Here is a 21,684-nt window from a genome sequence, read left to right as displayed (position 1 = left end):
CAAATCTGTCGGTCTTCAACTCCTGTCAATTCAAGAACGTCTACTAATGGCTTACATCCGTCATTATTGATAAACTGAGAGTAACTAATAAATAGGGGTGTCAGTATGAAAGTGTGTGCACTGCAGATGGATCTCGCTTACAAGGATACTAATAAAAACAAACGTAAAATAACAGAGCTGATCGATACGGCGGTAATGAGAAACAAACCGGATGTGCTGGTTCTGCCTGAAATGTGGAACGTCTCCTTCTTCCCGGACGATCTAAAAGAAAACTCTGACAAGGACGGCGAAGAAACAAAACGTTTTTTAAGCGGTCTGGCCAGGAAGCACCAGGTGAATATCGTCGGCGGCTCGGTCGCTGTCGAATCAGGGGGTCACTACTATAATACAAGCTATTCATTTAACCGGGAGGGAGAACTCGTGCACACCTATAATAAAGTGCACCTCTTTTCTCCCTCGAATGAGCATAAGAAATTTACGGCAGGGAACGAGCTGGGTATCTTTGAGCTGGACGGTATAAAAGTGGGTGTAGCGACCTGTTATGACCTCCGCTTCACCGAATGGATCAGACGGATGGCCCTGGAGGATGTTCAAGTCCTGTTCATACCGGCAGCCTGGCCCCATCCACGGGTGCAGGCATGGGAAACGCTGCTGTGTGCCCGGGCAATAGAGAATCAGTTCTTCGTCGTCGGTGTCAACAGTATAGGCACCACAGACAAGCTCACCTTCTGTGGCCACTCCACCATTTACAGTCCATTGGGTGAGAGAGTGACTTCGGCAAGAGAAGAAGAAAAACTGCTGTGGGCAGACCTTGATTTAGACAGCATAGCGAAAGCGCGTCGTGAGATTGCTGTCTACCAGGACCGTCGACCGGAACTGTACTGACTGGTAAATAGAAAATTCAAAATTTTAATGGGTCTTTACAGAAAGGCTAGTGAGATATGAAGCAAAAGCAAACTGAACAGCGTGCGTCAATTGGGCTCGATAAAGAAGCCCTTCGCTACTTGAAAGAAAAAGACGAGGTACTGGGAAAAGTGATAGAAGAAGTGGGTCCTCTGGAACGCTCACTGCAGCCTGATCTCTTTTCAGCTCTTTTAAACAGCATCATCGGTCAGCAGATTTCCATGAAAGCACAGGCAACGATATGGAGCAGGTTGACCGACATAGTCGGGGAAGTGACGCCTGAAAACATTCTGAGTCATTCTGACGAGGAGATCCAGTCCATCGGCATTTCGTTCAGAAAAGTATCCTATATTAAAGAAGCATCCAGACGGATCCGTGACCGGGAAATCGACCTGCATGCGCTTGAGACCATGACAGACACAGAAGTAATCAGAGAGCTCTCCCGGATCAAAGGCGTGGGTGTATGGACCGCAGAAATGCTGATGATTTTTTCGATGGGGCGTCAGGATATTTTAAGCTGGGATGATCTGGCCATACATCGGGGACTCCGTATGCTTTATCATCACAGACGGATAACGGAAAAACTATTTAAAAAATATCAGCGTCGGTACTCGCCGTACGGGAGTATAGCAAGTTTGTATCTGTGGGAGATCGCCGGTGGCGCGATACGTGGTATGAAAGACTACGCCCCGCTCACAGAAGCTGAGAAGAAACGCCGGGCCAGAAACAGGAGAAAGGCTGAGGCTGAACGATCCAGGGAGGAACACAGAACCGGATTCTGACTGATCATACCAGAAAATATATTTCTACACTGATCAGTATGGTCCTTTTACTGCTCTCAGGATCAGATACGCATGACTGAAGTGATCTTAAGGAAGGGGAGAAAGCAGCATGCTAAAAGATTATGACTTTGATGATTTTGAGAACGAATACAGTGACTTTAAAACCAAAGAACTCGGCGAGCGTTTGTCACGTGCTCAGCGGCTGATCGGAAACTTGGATATTCCCGTGCTTATTATAGTGGATGGCTGGGAATCATCAGGGAAAGGATATGTCATAAAGGATCTCGTGAAAGAGCTGAATCCTAAGCATTTCAAAGTAAGTGTCTTTGAAACGCCCACGGAAGAAGAACGGACCCGTCCTTTTCTATGCCGCTTCTGGAATAAAACCCCACGGTATGGAGATATCGCTATTTATGACCGCAGCTTTTATTTCAAGCTGTTCAATGATCTGTCGGTCACAGACAAAGAGCTGGAGAAACATATCCAAGATATCAGTTCGATAGAAAAACAGCTGCTGGACGATAAGGCGATCATCATCAAGTTTTTCCTTCACCAGAAAGAAAATACCCAGCAAAAGCGCATCGATGAATTGAAAGAGGATGAATACCGTTCCTTCATGATCAGCGAGCGTGATGAGGATCAGTATGATCATTATAATGACTATCTTGAACATTTTGATAAAATACTGGAAAAGTCCGACTTCACCTTCAGCAAGTGGCACATCGTTTCTTCTGAAGATAAAGAAGCGGCATCAGATAAAGTGCTTGGCATGTCGATCGATCTCATACATGAAGGCATCGACAGGATCCTGGGAATGAAAAATGGGGGACTGCGCAGACAGATGAGAGATTATGTGCCCAAGGAAAAGCCGCTGAGTCAATTGAACTTGAATTTGAAACTTGACGATGATGAATACGATAAGTTGAAAGACGAACTCCAGATGGAAGCTCAAGAACTTGCGTTTGAGTTATATACCAAAGGAATACCGACGGTGCTGGTGTTTGAAGGCGTAGACGCTGCAGGTAAAGGTGGTGCCATCGAACGGCTGACACGAGAAATGGATCCTCGGGGGTATGAAGTGGTGACGATTTCGGCGCCTTCACAGCTTGAACGGGCCCATCATTATTTATGGCGATTTTATCAGAATTTTCCTAAAGAAGGTGACATGAAGATTTTCGACCGGAGCTGGTATGGCCGGGTCATGGTCGAGCGTGTGGAAGGTCTGGCTGATATGGAAGAGTGGAACCGGGCCTACAGGGAAATAAATGAGATGGAAAAGCATCTCTCTAATGCCGGGACGCTTGTATTAAAATTCTTTATCTATATCGATAAGAAAGAGCAGCTGGACCGGTTTAAAGACCGTGAGACCGAACCGGACAAAGTGTACAAGTTGACTGATGAAGACTGGCGTAACCGCGAGAAATGGGATGAACATATCGAGGCGATGAATGAGATGCTGGTTCGGACGGATACGGATCATGCACCCTGGGTCATCGTAGAAGGACAGCAGAAGAAGTACGCGCGCATAAAAGTGCTGAAAACATTCATAGAACAGGCAAGAAAGAAGATAGATCAGCTGGATTCATAAATAGACAAAGAGTATTTCTTGTGAGATGCTCTTTTTCTGCATGTACACCGGAGAGCTATCCCGTGAGTTGAGGACAGAATCCGGTATAATATAACTAAAGATAACAGCAGTCCTATACCGATAGCAGTCAGGAGAGGTGAAAATATGAATGAGGAATCCACCGAACGTGTGAATCACTTGTTGAGCAAAGTCGCAGAGTTGAGAGAAAATGTGTATAAAGAAGGATCAGAAGCATTCAAAAAATGGGAAAAAGAAATCAGCCGGGAAGCATTTGAGTTAAGTGCACAGAATTTAGCCTATTATCTTGCCCTCAGAAGACGTGATGTGCGAGATATACAAAGTGAATTGACACCTTGGGGCTTGTCTTCGCTGGGCAGACTGGAATCCCGTACACTTAACAATATCGATGCTGTTCTGGCCAGTTTATCGGCGATAGCGGGGAAAGAGAGTCAATGGTCCTATCCTTCCCATGCAGCCTATATCACAGGTCAGGAACAGTTGAGCAAAAATGCGAATGAACAGTTCGGGGATCAGCCCCAGACCCGGCACACGCGTATCATGGTCACTTTGCCATCTGAAGCAGCAACAGACAGCAAGTTTCTCAGACAACTGATCGTATGCGGTATGAATGTCGCCCGGATCAACTGTGCTCACGATAACACCGAAACCTGGGGAAAAATGATCGATAATGTACGAAAAGCAGCAAAAGCCGAGCAGACAGAAGTGAAAATACTGATGGACATTGCAGGCCCTAAAATAAGAACAGACTGGGTGTTCACAACCTTGAAAAAACCGAAAGTCAGTCCTGGCGACAGGTGGTACTTGACGAAGGACAATCAGACGCTACCTCTTGAGTTTGAATCAAAAGTCACAGCCGGATGCAGTATTCCGGAAATATTTGAAACGCTCCAAAAAGGCGATCCGGTTTTATATGATGATGGAACGATCGAATCAGAAGTAGAGGAGATAACGGATAATGGCGCCGTTCTTAAAGTGAACCGGACCCGTACCGGAAAGAGTGTGCGCGTGAAAGCCGAAAAAGGATTGAACTTCCCGAAAAGCCAGTTCGACCTTGAAATGCTGACGACAAAGGACAAAAAAGATCTGGGATTTGCTGTGGAGCGCGCCGATATCCTCGGGCTGTCTTTTGTTAAAGACACGGAAGATATCAAGAAAGTCCAGAAAGAGCTTGTCCATCAGACAAGTGAACAGCGCGCTGCTGAAATCCCTCTGATGGCAAAAATAGAAACCATTCAAGCTGTGGAGAATCTGCCAGCCATCATAATGACCGCAGCCAGCAAGAATCCATTCAGTGTCATGATCGCCAGAGGTGATTTGGCTGTGGAAACGGGATACAGCCGGTTAGCTGAACTTCAGCAGGAGATCATGTGGATCTGTGAAGCGGCCGATATCCCAGTCGTTTGGGGGACAGAAGTGCTGGATAATATGGTTTCAAGCGGGATCCCAACCAGAGCCGAGGTGACGGATGCAGCCGAGAGTGAACGGGCAGAGTGCGTCATGTTGAATAAGGGGGATTATCTTCCGGAAGGTGTGGCGTTCTTAAGTGAAATACTGGAGAAGATGCAGGAACACCAATACAAAAAAACAGCGCTTTTGAGAGCGTTAAGTATTGCCAAAGACAAATAGAGAAGAGCGCAGACAAAAAAGCAGAAGCGGAGTGAGCGTCATCCCGCTTCTGCTTTACAGTTCAGTCAAGTGATAGTCAGTTATTTGGCTGCTCAGTATAAGGGGGTGCCAAACATTTGAGTGGCGTAGAGAAATTCGCCGTCATAATGAACACCCACACCGATCTCCTCATACTCCGGCTTGATCATGTTTTCGTAATGGCCTTCACTTTCGACCCAGCCATTGAACAGCAGTTCAGCCATTTCTTCTTCATCCATATAATAGGTCGCCATCCCCAGGTTCTCGCCAACGACCTTATAAGGATAAGAAATGCCTTCTTCTTCAAAGACAGTAAAGGGACCTGATCCGTCGGGACGGGTATGGGAGAAGCTTTCTTCCGTTTCTACGGCACGGATGATCGCCGCAGCTTTCAGCATATCATTGGAGGCTAGTGTATTCAGCTCCTGTTCTTTTCTCAGCTCATTCACTAGGGTCACTATCGTCTGTTCCACGCGGTCATAGTCGACGTCTGCGTGTGTATTTGATTCCAGTATCGTCTTGTTTTCTGATTCCTGACCTTCCTGATCACTTGTAAAAGAAGTATCGCCGATAATAGGCAGGGTATCAAACGAAGATCTCAACTGCTGCAGTTCTGTGCGGGTCGGAAAGTAATGGACGGCAGTATTCATCCAGTTTCCGGCACGCGTCCCGTTCAGCAGGCCGCTTGCCCCAAGCCAGAACCCTATCATAAGCACTAAAAGCAAGGTCAATATTTTTCTCAAGAGTTTCATTAGTCTCATGCCTTTCTGTTATTAGCTTAGTTTACCAGAAAGTGTTCTCTCAAAAAAGTTAGAATCATTATAATAAGTTTAATTTAAAATAAGACCATTCACTTCAATTCGCGTTCATACTTTTGTATACTAAAGAAGTTACTATTTGAAGATACATAGTTTAGGAGAAACAGATATGAAAAACATGAATTCAGAAAAACTCGGGACGATGCCGATGAACAGACTGATTCTGACGCTCTCTGTTCCTATGATGATTTCCATGTTCATCCAGTCGCTTTATAATGTGGTGGACAGCATGTTCGTCGCTCAGATCAGCGAAGAAGCACTGGCTGCTCTGTCACTCGTCTTCCCGATTCAGATGCTCATGGTTGCCATCGGGATCGGAACGGGTGTCGGCATGAATGCAGAGTTATCCAAGCGTTTAGGTGAAGGCGACAGAAAGCTGGCAAGCGATGCGGCTAATAATGGGGTGTTCCTGACATTCTTCCATTATGGGATCTTCTTAGTCTTTGGACTCTTCTTTGTCCGCCCCTTTTTTGAAATGCAGACAGACAATGCTGAGATCATTCGATACGGGATGGAATATACGGTGCTCATCACGACCCTGTCCATAGGTAAACTGATGCAGTTCACTTATGAACGGATTCTGCAGGCCACCGGCCGGACCTACTATACGATGATCACTCAAGGCACAGGGGCTGTCTTGAACATCATTCTTGATCCGATCCTTATTTTCGGCTGGTTCGGTATTCCTGCACTTGGGGTATATGGGGCAGCCATCGCCACGATCATCGCCCAGGTCACCTCCGCTACACTCGCCTTTGTCATAAACAGTAAAGTCAATGACGACTTGGATATGCATATCTTCGGAAACAAGCCGGATCTGAAAGTGATCAAGCGCATTTATTCTGTAGGTATCCCATCGATGGTCATGACCTCCATCACGTCGCTGGTGACGCTGATCTTCAATAATATCCTGCTGCAGTTCACACCCACAGCTATAGCGGTATACGGGGTCTATATCAAACTTCAGGGCTTTGCATTCATGCCAGTATTCGGTTTGAATAACGGTATGATCCCTATCGTTTCTTATAATTTCGGCGCAAGGAATAAGGATCGTATGGTCAAAGCGATCAAACTGTCTCTCATGTATGGGGCACTGATCATGCTGACAGGGACTGTCCTGTTTCAGATCTTCCCTGTCCAGTTTTTGAACCTGTTCAGTGCCTCAGAGGAGATGCTGAGGATCGGGGTCCCTGCATTGAGAACGATCAGCCTGAGTTTTGTCTTTGCCGGCATAAGTATCATGCTGGGTACTGTTTTTCAGGCGATCGGCAATGCTGTTATCAGCTTATGGATCCAGGTCATCCGGCAACTGCTCGTGCTCGTGCCGGTTGCCTATGCCTTATCCCTGACTGGAGATGTCAACATGGTCTGGTGGTCGAAGCTGATTTCTGAAAGTGTGACCGTTGTCTTTGCCGTTTTGGCCATGCGTTTTTTGTACAAGAAGAAAATCGAACCGTTAAAATAATCGACAGAAGAGAACTTGGGACAAGCGTGTATTTTAATTTAAATAGGAATGTAAAGCAGAGATATTTTGTTGGATCTACAAAATATCTATGCTTTGTTGTGTTAGAAAAACTGGAATTTCTGCTGTGGTCTTTTTTTAAGCGTGTTCGACAAGTAGGATATTATTCAGGAAGCTAACCTGTCGAAGTTGATTATGTTCGGTAAGTAGCGAACAAAACCAATCAGCTACTTACCGAAGCAACCCTCTATTCGACACGTAAACAAGCCGTTTGACGTGCTACTTACCGAATAGGCCCTTCTTCGGTAAGTAGGTTGCCTGTGTCGATTTCTATCGACCGAACATCACCTAGGTTCGACAGTTAGGAAGAAATAAGGAGCATGTACCTACCGAACTTTGCTACATTCAGCACGTAGGAGAGCGCTAACAGATCCTAACTGTCGAACCTGCATATGATAAGGAAAGCGGTCGACACGTCGACCGCTACCTTTAAGTATTCAAAGTTTGATTACTTAATAGTGAAAATACATTCATCACTTCAATCTATACTAGATCACTCGTCCATCAGTGCTTCCAGTGCTTCGAAGCCGCCTTTAATATTTACAGCATGTGCGAAGCCCCGTTTTTCCAGCGCACCAAGGGCAATCCCAGAGCGTATACCCGTCTGACAATGGACAAAGACAGGGGCGTTTTTGTCAAAAGGAATCTCTTTTTTTAAGAGATCACCGAACAGGATATGCTCAGCGCCGTCTAAATGATTTTCTTTCCATTCGGCTATACTTCTTACATCCAAGATGTTTAACTCTTGTTTTTTCTCCCTGTACATCCTCAAAAATTCCTCAGCCTCGGTAGTCAGAGAAACAGTCTCCAAGTCTAATGCGTTTGGACTGACATAGCCCTTTACTTTATCGTAGCCGATGAGCTGAAGCTGTCTTGCTGCTGCGTCAGCCTCTTCCTTGGACCCGATGAGGGTCAGCTCTTTTTCATAGTCAAGGAACCAGCCGGCATAACTGAGGAAATTCTCATTCATGGGAATATTGAGTGTCCCGTATGCATGTTTTGACTGGTAAACCTCTTTAGCCCGAAGATCGATCGTTATTTCCGTCAGTTCCCTTGACGCAACGGGATAGGTCCGTATGTCAGAAGCCAGGGGAACATCCAGCTTGTTGATTTTCTTCATTTCGGCAAAGTAATGCGGCGGTTCCGGCTGATCTTCTACAAGCTCTTTTTTGAATGCTTCTTCATCAACATACTGAAATGCCCAGTTGTTTTCCTTCTCATATCCGAGTGTGCTCATCGGGACAGCGCCGAGTGATTTACCGCAGGCACTCCCAGCACCGTGTCCCGGCCAGACTTGCAGATGATCTGGCAGCGCTTTTGCTTTTTGTACAGATCTGAACATATCTTTAGCCCCGGCATCCGTCGTGCCTTCCATTTTTGCGGCTGTTTCAAGGAGATCTGGACGGCCGACATCCCCGACGAAAAGGAAATCGCCAGAGAAGATGCCCATGGGAACCGAAGATCCGCCACCTTTGTCCGTCAGTAAAAACGAAAGGCTCTCTGGCGTATGTCCGGGTGTGTGCATCACATCGAGGAGGATATTGCCGATTTTAATGGTGTCGCCTTCTCTCAGGAATACTGTGTTGTCAGGCATATTCTGATATGTCCAGTCTTCGCCACCCATGTCAGAAACGTAGGGAACGGCGCCCAGTTTTCGGATGACATCTCGGAGGCCAGAAGCAAAGTCGGCATGGATATGCGTTTCCGCTGTTTTTGTGATCTTCAGTCCTTCTGCCTCAGCAGTCTCTATATAGGCTTCGATATCTCGGAGAGGATCGATGATGATGGCTTCTCCGGTCTGCTGGCAGCCGACAAGATAGGCCATTTGAGCCAGCTGTGTGTCAAAAAAAGATTTAAAATACATATGATCAGCTCCTTAAATTTGCATGAGATTCTTATTGATTACAGTTTAACATGAGGCCCGTTTTCCCTTCATCATTATGCTTATCGTGTGTTCAAGGCTTAATGATCGATTTTTTCGTAATCAATTTGTTAAACTAGGAGTAGTACTTAGAAGGAGAGATGGTCATGATACCTAAAATCATTCATTATGCCTGGTTCGGAGGGAACGAACTTGGACCGCTGGAAAAAAAGTGCCTGGAGAGCTGGAAAAAATATTGCCCTGACTGGGAGATCATGCGCTGGGACGAGTCCAATTTCGATCCGAAAGAACACGGAAAGTATGCGGAACAAGCCTATGAAAGAGAAGACTGGGCCTTTGTTTCAGATGTCGCCCGACTATACGCCTTGAATAAATACGGCGGCGTATACTGTGATACCGATATGGAACTGATCAAACCGATCGACAAGTTTCGAAAGTATCCGGCTTTTTTCAGTTTTGAAATCGAAACGGAGATATCTACCGGGATCATAGGAGCCGAGCCCCACCATCCTTTTATCGAAGAACTGTACAACGATTATGAAGGCAGAGAATTCATTTTGCCTGACGGTTCAAGAGATGATAAGACAAACGTCATAAGGATCACCGAAATCATGATCGAAAGAGGTCTTGAACCCAATAATACGATGCAGGAAGTGGAGAACTGCACTATTTTCCCGCGTGAATATTTTTCTCCGAAAGATTACTGGACCCGGGAAGTGGATGCGACAGAGAATACACACGGGATCCATCAGTTCACCGGGAGTTGGCTGTAGTTCAGTTTTTTATGTGAAGAAAAAGTCAGAACATAACGTTCTGGCTTTTTTCATGGGATGCGGTGCATACACAAACATTTAACGTTATAATGTGAAAGAGTGTGAGTTTTTGAAAGGGTGATTGGATGAAAGTATTTATAAATGGAAAAATTTACCTTGAACGGGGTTCCTTTGCTGAAGCGATGATCGTAGAAGGCAATCGCATCATCAAAGTTGGGACGAACACAGACTGTCTGCAGGTACTAAAAGAAGCAGCCCAGGAGTCAGTCACGGATTTGAAAGGCAAAACAGTCTTGCCGGGTCTTAATGATTCCCATCTACATTTTCTGATGACTGCCGAGTATCTGAGCCTGCTGCCGATCACAGACGTGACAGCGATGGAAGAGCTTATAAACAGGTGTCGGAACTACATAAAGAAGAATAACCTTACGTCAGATGATGTGTTATATACAGAAGGATGGAACCACACCACCTTTACAGATGGGAAAAGAATGCCGGACCGCTCGGATCTGGATCAGGCTTCAATGGATGTACCGATAGTCCTGGTGCGTGTGGACAGACATGTCATGAGCCTTAACACAGCGGCGTTACATTATTTCAATATAACAGGAGAGACCCTGCTTTCTACAGGCGGAGAAATCAAAAAAGATGCTGACGGCCAGCCTACGGGTATTTTGACTGAAGGGGCAGTGGATCTCGTCAAGGCAAAACTGCCGAAAAAATCCCGTGAAGAGAAGAAAGCACTGCTGGTCGATTCAATGGCTCTGGCCAATAAAATGGGACTGACCTCGATGCACACGAATGATGCTAAAGATGAAGACATAGATGAAACCTTGTCCCTATACAAAGAACTGGAAGATGAAAAACGTTTATCTGTCCGCTTTTACCAGCAGATTTGGTTCAATAACGGCAGATATTTAGTGAACTTCTTTAACAGTGACCATTCCTTTCATCAAGGGTCAGCCTGGAATAAAATCGGGCCGATCAAATTCTTCATTGACGGGACGCTGGGTTCACGGACGGCGGCGTTAAGGAAGCCCTATGCGGATGAACCGACGACTTGGGGGATGCTGACAAAATCACCGGAAACGCTCACCAAAGAAGTAAAACAGGCTGTCGCGAATGGCTACCAGGTGATCATTCACGGCATAGGGGATCTCGGCATTGAAACGATCCTCGATGCCTATGATGAAGCTCTGGATGGTCAGCCGAATACGCTCCGGCTCGGCATTAATCACATGCAGATCACCGGTCCCGACCTTATCGACCGGGTGGCGGATAAGGAGTATCTCACCTATGTCCAGCCCATCTTCCTCGATGACGATATCCCGATCATAAGAGAGCGCGTAGGGAATGAACGGGCAGACACCTCTTATCTGTTCAAGACGATGCAGGAGAAAGGTATCCATCAGTCATTCAGCAGTGACGCACCGATCGTTTCATTCAATCCTTTTTATAACATTCAATGTGCCGTCACACGAAACCGCCTGGACAGTACCGAAAGTAATCCTTATCTGCCTGAAGAAGCGATGGATATCTCCGCTGCAATCGATGCCTATACCTATGAAAGTGCCTATGCGTCATTTGATGAAACGGAAAAAGGACGGATCAGAGAGGGCTATCTGGCTGATTTTATCGTTCTGGACAAGGACATCTTCACCTGCGCTCATTCAGAGATAAAGACGACCAAGGTTTTGGCGACTTTCGTTGACGGAAAATGTGTTTATGAGGCAGGTGAATGGAACGGTGAATAACATGATAACAAAAGCACGTATGAAAAATATTGCACTCATCGTCATCGGCTCTTTGCTGTATGCGATAAGTGTCAATGTATTTACCGTACCGAACGGTTTGGCTGAAGGCGGGTTGACCGGGTTTTCTCTGATTCTGTTTTATCTTTTCAGACTTCCGCCTTCTTACACGATTTTTATTATCAATATTCTGATCCTTGCCATCGGCTACAAGTTCCTGGACAAACGGACCTTATATTACACCCTGATAGCCAATGGTATCATCTCTGTTCTTTTACTGTTGGTCACACAGTGGGCTTTCATTCCTGAAACCACCCTGCTGGCGCCAATTGGGTCCGGCATATTTATGGGGGCGGGGATCGGACTGATCATGTTGGGACATGGAACCACAGCCGGCAGTGACATTATTGCCAAGCTCCTTCATAAATACGCAGGCATAAATGTTCCCACTGCCCTGCTTCTGATCGACGTCTTTATCGTCGTTCCGAGTGCCTTTATTATCGGTGCGGAAAATGCCTTCTTGACCTTGATCAACTTATATATCCAGAGTAAAGTGATCGACTTCATACTGGAGGGATTGAATCCGAGAAAATCTTTCTTTATCATTTCTGCTAAATACGTGGAGATCGCCGAAGCGATCGAACAGCAGTTGGGCCGTGGCATCACGATCTTAGACGGCAAAGGGTATTATACAAAAGAAAAGAAAGAGATATTATATATCATCATCAGCCGGAGAGAAGTCCTCCGGATCAAGCGGATCGTTGAAGCGATCGATCCAAATGCCTTCATGACGATTTCTCATGTACAGGAAGTGACAGGTGAGGGGTTTACTTACTTATCTGAAGAAGTACAGGCCCAAAGAATCACTGAAGCTGAAAAAGAATGGCAGGGCTGATCAAGAATGGTTGTCATTTAATTTTTTTAGTTTATAATTATTATAAAGTGTAAAATTTGAGGGGTAATTTAATGAGAGATACAATCATAGAGGTCAATAATGTAAGTTTTAACGCTGGCGGTGAGAAAATATTAAGTGGCGTGGATTTCTCCATTGCAAAAGGGGAGCGTGTGACGATCACGGGTCCCTCGGGGGGAGGCAAGAGTACCTTGCTGAAAATCATTGCAAGTATGCTGACCCCGACAAAAGGAAGTGTGAAATATGAAGGGGAGAGCATAGCGGAGATCGACCCGATAGACTACCGCAAAAAAGTGTCCTACTTTTTCCAGAATGCAACGCTTTTTGATCAGACGGTGAGAGACAACTTAGCTTTCCCATATGACATACGCAATGAAGAGTTCAATGAAGCAAAGAGTGTGAAGATGCTGGAACGCGTCAAATTAAACGCTTCTTATCTAAAGAAACCGGTAAAGGATCTTTCCGGTGGAGAAAAACAGCGGGTTGCCCTTGTAAGGAACTTGTTGTATAAACCAGAAGTGCTCTTGCTTGATGAAGTAACGAGTTCACTGGATGCTGAAAATAAAGGCATTATTTACACGATATTAGATGAGTTGAACACAGAAGATCATATGACCATTCTGGCCGTTACCCATGATGAGCGGGAGATCAGTCAAGCTGACCGTATCATACACATCATAGACGGAAAGGTGGCTGAGCAGTAATGGGAGCAAATCTGGAAATCAATAATTTCTCACTTATCTTATCCACAGGTTTACTGCTGGTGGCCATTTTTATCGCATATAAAGAAAAATTGGGTCTCAGTAATGACATATTCATTGCCGGAGTCAGAGCCGTTATCCAGTTGTTCATCATCGGATACGTTTTAAAGTATGTGATTGAGATCGATGACTTTTTTCTCACTTTAGTCATGGTCTTGTTTATCGTCTTCAATGCGGGCTTTAATGCACACAAACGAAGTGAAGGGATCTCGAATTCGCTTCTGATTTCACTGGCAGCGATCGGGATAGGTACGGCAATAACGTTAAGCATCATGATCGTTTCCGGTGCCATCGAATGGATTCCTTCACAAATCGTCCCGATAACAGGAATGATCGCCAGTAATGCCATGGTAGCCATCGGATTGACTTACCGCGCTTTGAACAGTAAATTTACCGACCAGAGACAGCAGGTGCTTGAGAAGCTTGCCTTAGGAGCAAATGAGAAGCAGGCATCCATGAGTATCATTCGAGAAAGTGTTAAGACAGGGATGAGCCCCTCCATAGACAGTACCAAAACAGTCGGTCTAGTCAGCTTGCCGGGCATGATGTCAGGTCTGATATTTGCCGGTGTCGATCCGACAGAGGCTATTCGCTATCAGATCGTCGTCATGTTCATGCTTGTTGCAGTCACAAGCATTGCCAGCTTTATTGCGAGTTATCTGGCTTATCGGGAATACTACAATAACAGGAAACAGCTGATTATATAAAAATATAATGACTCACTCTGCTATCCCTGTAGAGTGGGTTTTTATATTACAGTGTTACAGTAAATCATTATCCTGCAACAGTTATGTTAGATTCGTTCAAGAATAATACAAACTAACTAAAAGGAAGTGACAAAGCGCCCACATCCCTTTTCTTTTCGGTTCAGCGTGGTAAGATACAGTCAGTTGTTCAGAGAAAAACTAGCGAACAAGCGGGAACATTGTCTAATAACCTTACTGATCGAATGATAAGAAAAGGGGAATGAATTAATGACTATTCAAAAAAACACATGGCTAAAAGCAGGCTTGACATTATCTGCAGCCGGATTAATGCTTTTAACGAACGACACTGAAGCCAGCGCAAATTCTAACTGGGTACCGCGTACGGTGCTGGAAATCGAAGAAGACATCAATGCATCCAAAGCGGATTACGGTGAAGATGAAACGTTAGAATACACATTCCAGTGGGGAGATACCCTATGGGGCGTTTCTCAAGCGACTGATATTTCCGTTGATAAACTGGCAACAGTGAACGATATCGACAACCGCAGCCTGATTCAGGTCGGCACGACCATTTATTTAAGTAATGATCTATCCATCATTTCTGTAGAAAATGAAGAAGAAGTCGTCAGTTATGATGTTTCCGAAGATGAAGTGAAAGAAACAGAAACCCCTGAAGAAGTAGAAGAAGTGAAACAAGAGAAACAAGAAGAAAAAGGTAATCAAGCGGCGGCTGAAAAAGCGGCAGCCGAAAAAGCAGCAGCCGAGAAAGCAGCAGCCGAGAAAGCAGCAGCTGAGAAAGCAGCATCAACTTCTTCAAACGATGCAGCAGCTCAGGAAGAGTCTGGACGATGGATGTCAGTTGAAGCAACTGCCTATTCGCGTAATCAGGCCAACTTAAGCAACTTTACGTTCATGGGGATCGACTTAAGAGAGAATTCTCGCGTTATCGCAGTGGATCCTAATGTCATCCCGCTGGGGACTAAAGTATTTGTGCCAGGATATGGCGAATATATTGCCGGCGATACTGGGGGTGCCATCAAAGGCAACCGCATCGATGTTCATATGGAAGATCTGGATGCCGCATGGGCCTTTGGACGTCGTCAAATCGATATCAAAATCTTAGACTAATAGAATAATCGATACTTCCAGCAAGTACAGAGTGATGACTCTGTACTTGCTTTTTTAAAATAATAAATTTGTAACATTTATAATAGTCTTCATATATAAGACATCATAGTGTTAGAGCGTTATCTTTTTATATAAAATCCATTCATGTTAGGGCAAGAATAGATATAGAACACTTTCTCATCTGTTCTTTCTTCCGCCCGCTAAAGTTTACTCTGTCATATCAAAAATGAATAGATCAATAAATGTGATAGAAGTGTTATGACTTTGATTATTAATTTTTATTTGATAGATTATGAGTAGGAAGAACACCGAAGGAGAGATGCTATGAAGAAACTGACCACGGTTCTGACTGTCATCATGATGTCTGGGGTAGTTCTGAGTGCATGTAGTGAGGAAGAAGATATGAACGAAGAGTTTCCCGGCATAGAAGAACCGGCCGATCCGGAAGTCGAAGAAGAGTTGGATAATGGTACGGATGAGGAATAGCGGATGGCTCCGGAGACGATAAAGAGGGAAACAATAAGTATTAAACAATATTTGAGAGGAGAATGTATGATGAAAAAACTGATAAAATTACTCGCGTTGACAATGACCGGCGGTATGCTGATGGTCGGCTGTGGAGAAGTTGACGAAGAATTGCCAGATGTAGAAGAAACAGAACAGGATATTGAAGAAGGACTAGATGATGTAGAAGAAGGATTAGAGGATACTGAAGAAGATATAGAAGGTGGAGTGAACGAAGAGATAGACGAAGAAACAGATTAACAGGCTGATTCATCCTAAAGGAATGATCAAAATGAAAAAACTGACAAAACTGCTGATTCTTACACTGACTGGCGGCATGTTCTTAGTCGGATGCGGAGAAGCAGATGATATTGAGAATGATTTACCTGATGTAGAAGAAACAGAAGACGATTTGATGAACGATGATTTAGGCGACGATATGGAAGACGATGCTGAATGAGTTTCTGATCAAAAGTTGTAAGGAACGGAGATTCTAATGGAAAAACTGAAAAAAGTGCTGGTTCTTACACTGACTGGCGGCATGTTCTTAGTCGGATGCGAAGAGATCGAAGATGTGAACGAAGAGTTGCCAGATGTGGAGGAACCCTCAGATCCTATTGCTCCGGAACTGGATGAGAATCCAGAGGAAGACATGAACGAATAACAAACAATGGATCTCAATATATAAATGAAGGCACGCACCTATTGCTTGAAGGTGCGTGCCTTTTATATAATCAATCCAATAGTGAATTATGTTTTGCTTCAATGGATTCATTTTTCAAGTAAACCCGGGGGATCCTTTTACCGATACCGCAAAGAATTTCATAATGGAAACTGTCAGTCAGCTCAGCCATTTTATATATGCTGGGATGACCGTCACTGGGATCACCTATAAATATCAGTTCAGTTTCTTCATTGAAGTCCGGGATATTACTCACATCAACCATTAACTGGTCCATACATATACGCCCCACAATGGGAGCCTGGTGCTCATCGGTGGTCAAATACCAGCGGTTGGATAATTCCCGGGGGATACCATCGGCATATCCGAGCAGGATCGTGGCTATAGTTTTTTCTTCTGCAGCTGTATAGGTCCGCCCATACCCGATGGTCGTTCCTTCATCGACCTGTTTTATATAAGCTGCATGAGTAGATAGTTTCATTACCGGCTGAAGATCGATTTTATCTTCAAGAGACTTATCCGGATGATAACCGAATAAAGAAATTCCTGTACGGATCATATCCAGATGATATTCAGGGTACAAAAGAGCTGCTGCAGTATTACTGCAGTGGGTCAGGTCAAAATGTATATCCTGTTCCTTCAGGTAATTGACGATGTCCATGAAAAAATCAAATTGATGTTTGGTATAGGTTGGATCCTCTGTATTCTCGGCTTCAGCAAAGTGAGTGAAAATGCCTTCGAAATCTACCCATTCAGAAGCCATTGACTGGCTCAATCTCACTGCTTCTTCACGTGAACGGACACCGATCCGTGCCATGCCAGAATCCACTTTCAAATGGACCTTGGCCTTTTTCTGCAGATTTTCTGCAGATAGTCTGACTTTTTCGGCGACTTCATCAGAAAAAACAGTAATGGATATATCATGCTCAATGGCTGTCGGGATCGTATCCGGTTCAATAGGACTCAAAAGTAGAAGGGGACTTTTTATACCAGCATCTCTCAGTTCCATGGCTTCGTCTAAAACGGCCACAGCGAGAAAATCGATGTCCTTATCTTCCAGATGTCTACCCACCTCGACAGCACCGTGACCATAGGCATCAGCTTTAATGACACCCATGAATTTGGTTTTCGGCGATAATAAGTCCTTCATTTGATTAAAATTTTCAGTCAGTTTATCTAAGTCGATCGTTGCACGAGTATAGCGATAACTGCCATAATGCATAATCCGTACTCCTTTCAGTTACACCTTATTTTAACATGAAAAAGGGTAAAGAATGAAGAAGCGACTTGAAATTCATAGACTTTAACTGTAAAGAAGGGAAATTATTCCTGGATCAAGTGTTGGAAGGGGGATGACACCTTGTCATCATTCCTGTTTTTCTATAAACTAAGGATAGTGATTAAAGGGAGATGTAAACACAATGAAAATTACCAGAGAATCTTTAGCGCAATACTATGACAAATATAATGGGAACCCGACCAACAAAGCAGTTCAGAATGCGATCGCCAAAGTAGGGATCAATAAGTCCTCAGTAGACAATAATATGACCCGACGCCACAATTTCGTGTTTTCTCATGAAACAGAAAAAGGTGACATCACGAATCAGAAATCAAGCGGCCGCTGCTGGATGTTTGCCGCATTGAACACCGCCCGCGTAGATACGATGGAAAAACTGAATGTGAAGACGTTTGAATTCTCACAAAATTATACCCTGTTTTGGGACAAGCTGGAAAAGTCCAATTACTTCCTGGATAGTATGATTGAGACGGTAGATGAACCGTTGAATTCCCGCCTGGTTCAACATCTGCTGAAGGATCCGGTCCAAGACGGCGGACAATGGGACATGTTTTCTGGGATACTTGCAAAGTACGGGGCTGTGCCCAAGTCAGCCATGCCGGAAACTTATCACTCGGCAAATACCCGTGAACTGAATCAGCTTCTTACAGCCAAACTGAGAGACTTTGCCGCGAAGATCCGTAAGAGCCACAAAGAAGGTAAACAGAAAGAAGAGCTGATCGATCAGAAAGAAGATTATCTCTATTTTGTTTATGCCTTGCTGGTTAAGACACTGGGAGAGGTACCGGAATCATTCACGTATGAGTACCGGGATAAAGATGAACAGTTTCATCGTATCAGTGATATTACACCACAGGAATTCTTCCAGAAGTATGTCGCCTGGGATCTGGAGGAACGTATCAGTCTGATCAATGCACCGACAGAGGACAAGCCATTTGGTAAAGCCTATACAGTGAAATATCTGGGAACGATCAAAGAAGCTCAGCCGATCCGATACGTGAATGCGCCTGTTGAGGCGTTGAAAAAAGCTGCAGTCAAATCCATCAAAGATGGAGAACCGGTGTGGTTTGGCTGCGATGTCGGCAAAATGCTCGATCGTGAAGCGGGAATCATGGACGACAAAGCGTATGATTATAAAGCTACACTGGGAGAACCTGTAGAATTGACTAAAGCTCAGCGCCTTGATTATGGTGAGAGCTTATTGACGCATGCGATGGTTTTTGTGGGCGTCGATTTGGATGATGAAGGCAATCCCGTTAAGTGGAAAGTGGAAAACAGTTGGGGTGATAAGAACGGCGACAAAGGTGTCTATTCGATGACAGACAAATGGTTCGACGAATACAATTATCAAGTAGCCGTCAAACGAAAATATATCGATGATAAGTGGCTGAATGCTCTGCAAGAACCCGTCGTGGAGCTGGAGCCATGGGACCCGATGGGCGCTCTGGCAATGGTTCAATAGAGTAATGTCTTATGTGCATCGGAATAGATGTATCTAACTGGTCTTGGAATATCAGTACGCTTAATATGCAGCCAAAAGGACGTACCCACCGAGAAAGAAGAGTGAGTACGCCGAATGAATGGCGCAAAGGACGTACCCAGCGAGAAAGAAGAGTGAGTACGCTGAATGAACGGCGCAAAGGACGTACCCAGCGAGAAAGAAGAGTGAGTACGCCGAATGAATGGCGCAAAGGACGTACCCAGCGAGAAAGAAGAGTGAGTACGCTGAATGAACGGCGCAAAGGACGTACCCAGCGAGAAAGAAGAGTGAGTACGCCGAATGAGGAGCCCAAAGGACGTACCCAGCAAGAAAGAAGAGTGAGTGCGTCGAATGAATGGCGCAAAGGACATACCCAGCAAGAAAGAAGTGCGAGTACGCCGAATGAGCGGCGCAAAGGACGTACCCAGCAAGAAAGAAGAGTGAGTGCGTCCATCCATTCGATACCTTAAGGCCCTGTAAGCTTTGTAATTTCGCAGTATGATGAAAAAATTCATGAACATAAAAAGACTGGGCCCCGGGGCCCAGTCTTTTTATACCTGGTATCCACATATCTACTGCATTATTCTCATCTCTAGGGCTAAGAGTATAGAAGAGCTTAACACACCCCCTATGAGAAAGTACATAACCATCTGAACGAGAGGAAACCAGGCGGTCTCTTTTACGTTATCATCTTCCTTGGATAGACTGGAGGAATAGATGAAATAACCGATACCCACCCCAATGGCCAGAACAGGCAGTAAATTCTGCATTTGAGAAGGGCGGAAATAGCCGAATACCAGACCGATGATGAAGCCGAAGAACTGAAGAGTCCGTCGCTTAACTTTAGGGGACATGAAGATCCTCCTTTAATATATCAAGCTGATCACTTTGGTAAAAAAAGACATGTTCCATTTAAGAGAACATGTCTTTGATCTTGAATATATTATACTATAATTTGAGCACCAGGACCTAATGGTAAACCTAAGACATACCATACGATCAATAGCAGCGTCCAGGTGATCAGGAAAGCAATACTGTATGAAAGCATTGTTGAAATGATCGTTCCCAGACCGCTTTCTTCATCGTAACGCTGTGCAAAGACAAGGATCATGGCAAAGTAGCTCATCAATGGTGAAATGATGTTTGTTGATGAGTCAGCAATACGGTAAGCCATCAATGTCATTTCAGGAGCAATGTTGACTTCGAATAACATTGGCGCAAAGACTGGAGCCATGATGGCCCATTTAGCTGAAGCCGATCCGATAAACAGGTTGATGAAGGCAGTAACGAGGATGAATGCAAGGATCAGTGGTAAACCGACAAATCCAATCGCTTCTAAAAATTCAGCTCCGTTTACAGCTAGGATCAAACCTAAGTTAGTATATGAAAAGTAGTTGATAAATTGTGCCGCGAAGAAGGCTAAGACTAAATAGCCGCCCATGGAAGCCATCGATTCTGACATACCTTTAACTAAGTCATGAGAGGTTTCGATCTTACCTGTTGTTTTTCCGTAGAAATAACCGGGAACAGCGAACAGCAATAGGATCATGAAGAGTAAACCGTTTCTCAAGAAGTTATCAAGTGTCATGACTCCTTCATCATTAAGTGCTCGTAAAGCACCGTTTGCCGGAACCATGAGAAAAGCCATGATAGCAAGGAAGACAAGCAGGGCGATCAGTGCATTTCTCATCCCTTTGTTTTCGAGGTCTGTAATAGGTTCGTCGTTTGGCTTGTAGCTGCCATTGTATTCACCGAGTCGAGGTTCGACTACTTTTTCAGTGACTAAAGCACCTACAACAGTCAGTACAAAGGTAGAAACGATCATGAAGTACCAGTTCGCAGTAACCGCAACGTCGTATTCAATACCACCAGAAGTCAGTGCTTCATTTGTAATACCAACGAGCAAGGCATCGGTAGGACCGAAGATCAGGTTAGCGGAGAACCCGGCAGAGACCCCGGCAAATGCTGCGGCAAGACCGGCGATCGGATGACGACCAGCTCCTGCAAAGATAATAGCTCCCAAAGGAATAACCACAACGTACCCGGCATCAGATGCGATATTAGAAATAATACCCGCAAAAACCACGGATGCAGTTAAAAGCCCCGTCGGAACGTTTCTCAATAATTTTTTAAGTGCGCTGGAAATCAATCCTGACCATTCAGCAACACCGACACCAAGCATAGCGACAAGTACTGTACCTAAGGGTGCGAATCCTGTGAAGTTGTCAACAGCACTGTTGAAGATGTGGGCAATCCCATCCCCCGTCATTAGCGATACAGCTTCGACACTGACGAAATCACCTTCACTTGCATTGAAGTATTCTACTGGCGCTCCAAAACGGGCAGCCAACTCGGATACCACGATGATAGCGAGAGCTAATATAATAAATATAATAACTGGATGAGGTAAAGCATTACCTACACGTTCGATAAAACCTAGAAACCCTTTATTCGTGTTCTTTTCAGAATCACTCATAATTATTTTCCTCCTTAAATATTTTTAATGGAACTAAGTTCTAATCTTACAA

Annotated in this window: 22 protein-coding genes; 17 read left to right on the top strand and 5 right to left on the bottom strand. The window is 44.7% G+C overall.

All coding sequences use genetic code 11. The features are described from left to right. The first annotated feature begins 105 nt into the window (after positions 1–105). From BM049_RS09180 to BM049_RS09165, 4 genes are all read left to right on the top strand, one after another. The gene (locus BM049_RS09180) at positions 106–885 is read left to right on the top strand and encodes a carbon-nitrogen family hydrolase (RefSeq protein ID WP_091530853.1); all 780 of its coding nucleotides are present in this window, start codon (positions 106–108) and stop codon (positions 883–885) included. 56 nt (positions 886–941) lie between these two features. Further along, on the top strand, positions 942–1,685 hold the full coding sequence (locus tag BM049_RS09175; RefSeq protein WP_091530851.1) for a DNA-3-methyladenine glycosylase family protein: 744 nt from the start codon (positions 942–944) through the stop codon (positions 1,683–1,685). 109 nt (positions 1,686–1,794) lie between these two features. Continuing rightward, positions 1,795–3,273, top strand: coding sequence for a hypothetical protein (locus BM049_RS09170; RefSeq protein ID WP_091530849.1), 1,479 nt, complete (start codon positions 1,795–1,797; stop codon positions 3,271–3,273). 144 nt (positions 3,274–3,417) lie between these two features. Beyond that, positions 3,418–4,920, top strand: a complete 1,503-nt coding sequence (locus tag BM049_RS09165) for a pyruvate kinase (RefSeq protein ID WP_091530846.1) — start codon at positions 3,418–3,420, stop codon at positions 4,918–4,920. Positions 4,921–5,012: 92 nt separating this feature from the next. On the opposite strand, the gene BM049_RS09160 is transcribed toward BM049_RS09165, so the two are convergent. Continuing rightward, complete coding sequence (locus BM049_RS09160; protein ID WP_245751913.1) at positions 5,013–5,699, bottom strand: CAP domain-containing protein; 687 nt, start codon at positions 5,697–5,699, stop codon at positions 5,013–5,015. Positions 5,700–5,865: 166 nt separating this feature from the next. On the opposite strand from BM049_RS09160, the gene BM049_RS09155 reads away from it, so the two are divergent. Continuing rightward, entirely contained in the window at positions 5,866–7,221 is a 1,356-nt protein-coding gene (locus BM049_RS09155) for an MATE family efflux transporter (RefSeq protein WP_091530843.1), read from the top strand. Positions 7,222–7,771: 550 nt separating this feature from the next. Here the strand turns inward: BM049_RS09155 and BM049_RS09150 are convergent. After that, the gene (locus tag BM049_RS09150) at positions 7,772–9,142 is read right to left on the bottom strand and encodes an MBL fold metallo-hydrolase (RefSeq protein ID WP_091530840.1); all 1,371 of its coding nucleotides are present in this window, start codon (positions 9,140–9,142) and stop codon (positions 7,772–7,774) included. A 164-nt stretch (positions 9,143–9,306) separates the two neighbouring features. On the opposite strand from BM049_RS09150, the gene BM049_RS09145 reads away from it, so the two are divergent. The 10 genes from BM049_RS09145 to BM049_RS11860 all read left to right on the top strand — a co-directional run bounded on the left by BM049_RS09145 (position 9,307) and on the right by BM049_RS11860 (position 16,361). After that, on the top strand, positions 9,307–9,933 hold the full coding sequence (locus BM049_RS09145) for a glycosyltransferase family 32 protein (RefSeq protein ID WP_091530837.1): 627 nt from the start codon (positions 9,307–9,309) through the stop codon (positions 9,931–9,933). A gap of 125 nt (positions 9,934–10,058) precedes the next feature. Continuing rightward, positions 10,059–11,687 (top strand): amidohydrolase, encoded by a 1,629-nt coding sequence (locus tag BM049_RS09140; protein WP_091530834.1) that lies wholly within the window; start codon positions 10,059–10,061, stop codon positions 11,685–11,687. A gap of 1 nt (position 11,688) precedes the next feature. Continuing rightward, positions 11,689–12,579, top strand: coding sequence for a YitT family protein (locus BM049_RS09135; RefSeq protein ID WP_245751914.1), 891 nt, complete (start codon positions 11,689–11,691; stop codon positions 12,577–12,579). A 71-nt stretch (positions 12,580–12,650) separates the two neighbouring features. Continuing rightward, entirely contained in the window at positions 12,651–13,301 is a 651-nt protein-coding gene (locus BM049_RS09130; RefSeq protein ID WP_091530830.1) for an ABC transporter ATP-binding protein, read from the top strand. Next, positions 13,301–14,065 (top strand): ABC transporter permease, encoded by a 765-nt coding sequence (locus BM049_RS09125; RefSeq protein ID WP_091530828.1) that lies wholly within the window; start codon positions 13,301–13,303, stop codon positions 14,063–14,065. Before BM049_RS09130 ends, BM049_RS09125 begins: the two co-directional genes overlap by 1 nt. 267 nt (positions 14,066–14,332) lie before the next feature. Continuing rightward, a complete protein-coding gene (locus BM049_RS09120; RefSeq protein ID WP_091530825.1) occupies positions 14,333–15,193 on the top strand; it encodes a 3D domain-containing protein in 861 nt (286 codons plus the stop codon). A gap of 324 nt (positions 15,194–15,517) precedes the next feature. Beyond that, positions 15,518–15,679 carry a hypothetical protein gene (locus tag BM049_RS11870; protein WP_177188666.1) on the top strand — a complete coding sequence of 54 codons (162 nt, stop codon included), beginning with the start codon at positions 15,518–15,520 and terminating at the stop codon, positions 15,677–15,679. A gap of 69 nt (positions 15,680–15,748) precedes the next feature. Continuing rightward, positions 15,749–15,958, top strand: coding sequence for a hypothetical protein (locus BM049_RS09115; RefSeq protein ID WP_091530824.1), 210 nt, complete (start codon positions 15,749–15,751; stop codon positions 15,956–15,958). Positions 15,959–15,989: 31 nt separating this feature from the next. Then, positions 15,990–16,157, top strand: a complete 168-nt coding sequence (locus tag BM049_RS11865) for a hypothetical protein (RefSeq protein ID WP_177188665.1) — start codon at positions 15,990–15,992, stop codon at positions 16,155–16,157. Between the two features lie 36 nt (positions 16,158–16,193). Then, positions 16,194–16,361, top strand: coding sequence for a hypothetical protein (locus BM049_RS11860; protein ID WP_177188664.1), 168 nt, complete (start codon positions 16,194–16,196; stop codon positions 16,359–16,361). Between the two features lie 70 nt (positions 16,362–16,431). Here the strand turns inward: BM049_RS11860 and alr are convergent, their stop codons facing one another. After that, positions 16,432–17,601, bottom strand: coding sequence for an alanine racemase (alr, locus tag BM049_RS09110; RefSeq protein ID WP_091530821.1), 1,170 nt, complete (start codon positions 17,599–17,601; stop codon positions 16,432–16,434). Between the two features lie 199 nt (positions 17,602–17,800). Here alr and BM049_RS09105 point away from each other — a divergent pair, with 199 nt between their 5' ends. Beyond that, a complete protein-coding gene (locus BM049_RS09105; protein ID WP_091530818.1) occupies positions 17,801–19,138 on the top strand; it encodes a C1 family peptidase in 1,338 nt (445 codons plus the stop codon). Between the two features lie 11 nt (positions 19,139–19,149). Beyond that, positions 19,150–19,626, top strand: coding sequence for a hypothetical protein (locus BM049_RS09100; RefSeq protein ID WP_091530817.1), 477 nt, complete (start codon positions 19,150–19,152; stop codon positions 19,624–19,626). 102 nt (positions 19,627–19,728) lie between these two features. On the opposite strand, the gene BM049_RS09095 is transcribed toward BM049_RS09100, so the two are convergent. Then, positions 19,729–20,010: a hypothetical protein gene (locus BM049_RS09095; protein WP_091530814.1), complete on the bottom strand. Its 282-nt coding sequence runs from the start codon at positions 20,008–20,010 to the stop codon at positions 19,729–19,731. A gap of 89 nt (positions 20,011–20,099) precedes the next feature. Then, positions 20,100–21,632: an AbgT family transporter gene (locus tag BM049_RS09090; RefSeq protein ID WP_091530811.1), complete on the bottom strand. Its 1,533-nt coding sequence runs from the start codon at positions 21,630–21,632 to the stop codon at positions 20,100–20,102. Positions 21,633–21,684 lie beyond the last annotated feature (52 nt).

The organism is Alkalibacterium subtropicum (genome assembly GCF_900112455.1).
GTDB lineage: Bacteria > Bacillota > Bacilli > Lactobacillales > Carnobacteriaceae_A > Alkalibacterium > Alkalibacterium subtropicum.
Note: the sequence above shows the minus strand (reverse complement) of the source record. Positions and strands in the feature narration are given on the sequence as shown.

Bases quoted from the DNA above. Each gene is read 5' to 3' on its own strand.
- BM049_RS09180 (WP_091530853.1), top strand. From the start codon at position 106: ATGAAAGTGTGTGCACTGCAGATGGATCTCGCTTACAAGGATACTAAT.
- BM049_RS09120 (WP_091530825.1), top strand. From the start codon at position 14,333: ATGACTATTCAAAAAAACACATGGCTAAAAGCAGGCTTGACATTATCT.
- BM049_RS09115 (WP_091530824.1), top strand. From the start codon at position 15,749: ATGAAAAAACTGATAAAATTACTCGCGTTGACAATGACCGGCGGTATG.
- BM049_RS09140 (WP_091530834.1), top strand. From the start codon at position 10,059: ATGAAAGTATTTATAAATGGAAAAATTTACCTTGAACGGGGTTCCTTT.
- BM049_RS09135 (WP_245751914.1), top strand. From the start codon at position 11,689: ATGATAACAAAAGCACGTATGAAAAATATTGCACTCATCGTCATCGGC.
- BM049_RS09165 (WP_091530846.1), top strand. From the start codon at position 3,418: ATGAATGAGGAATCCACCGAACGTGTGAATCACTTGTTGAGCAAAGTC.
- BM049_RS09130 (WP_091530830.1), top strand. From the start codon at position 12,651: ATGAGAGATACAATCATAGAGGTCAATAATGTAAGTTTTAACGCTGGC.
- alr (WP_091530821.1), bottom strand. From the start codon at position 17,601: ATGCATTATGGCAGTTATCGCTATACTCGTGCAACGATCGACTTAGAT.
- BM049_RS11860 (WP_177188664.1), top strand. From the start codon at position 16,194: ATGGAAAAACTGAAAAAAGTGCTGGTTCTTACACTGACTGGCGGCATG.
- BM049_RS09175 (WP_091530851.1), top strand. From the start codon at position 942: ATGAAGCAAAAGCAAACTGAACAGCGTGCGTCAATTGGGCTCGATAAA.
- BM049_RS09125 (WP_091530828.1), top strand. From the start codon at position 13,301: ATGGGAGCAAATCTGGAAATCAATAATTTCTCACTTATCTTATCCACA.
- BM049_RS09090 (WP_091530811.1), bottom strand. From the start codon at position 21,632: ATGAGTGATTCTGAAAAGAACACGAATAAAGGGTTTCTAGGTTTTATC.
- BM049_RS11865 (WP_177188665.1), top strand. From the start codon at position 15,990: ATGAAAAAACTGACAAAACTGCTGATTCTTACACTGACTGGCGGCATG.
- BM049_RS11870 (WP_177188666.1), top strand. From the start codon at position 15,518: ATGAAGAAACTGACCACGGTTCTGACTGTCATCATGATGTCTGGGGTA.
- BM049_RS09150 (WP_091530840.1), bottom strand. From the start codon at position 9,142: ATGTATTTTAAATCTTTTTTTGACACACAGCTGGCTCAAATGGCCTAT.
- BM049_RS09100 (WP_091530817.1), top strand. From the start codon at position 19,150: ATGTGCATCGGAATAGATGTATCTAACTGGTCTTGGAATATCAGTACG.
- BM049_RS09170 (WP_091530849.1), top strand. From the start codon at position 1,795: ATGCTAAAAGATTATGACTTTGATGATTTTGAGAACGAATACAGTGAC.
- BM049_RS09095 (WP_091530814.1), bottom strand. From the start codon at position 20,010: ATGTCCCCTAAAGTTAAGCGACGGACTCTTCAGTTCTTCGGCTTCATC.
- BM049_RS09155 (WP_091530843.1), top strand. From the start codon at position 5,866: ATGAAAAACATGAATTCAGAAAAACTCGGGACGATGCCGATGAACAGA.
- BM049_RS09160 (WP_245751913.1), bottom strand. From the start codon at position 5,699: ATGAGACTAATGAAACTCTTGAGAAAAATATTGACCTTGCTTTTAGTG.
- BM049_RS09145 (WP_091530837.1), top strand. From the start codon at position 9,307: ATGATACCTAAAATCATTCATTATGCCTGGTTCGGAGGGAACGAACTT.
- BM049_RS09105 (WP_091530818.1), top strand. From the start codon at position 17,801: ATGAAAATTACCAGAGAATCTTTAGCGCAATACTATGACAAATATAAT.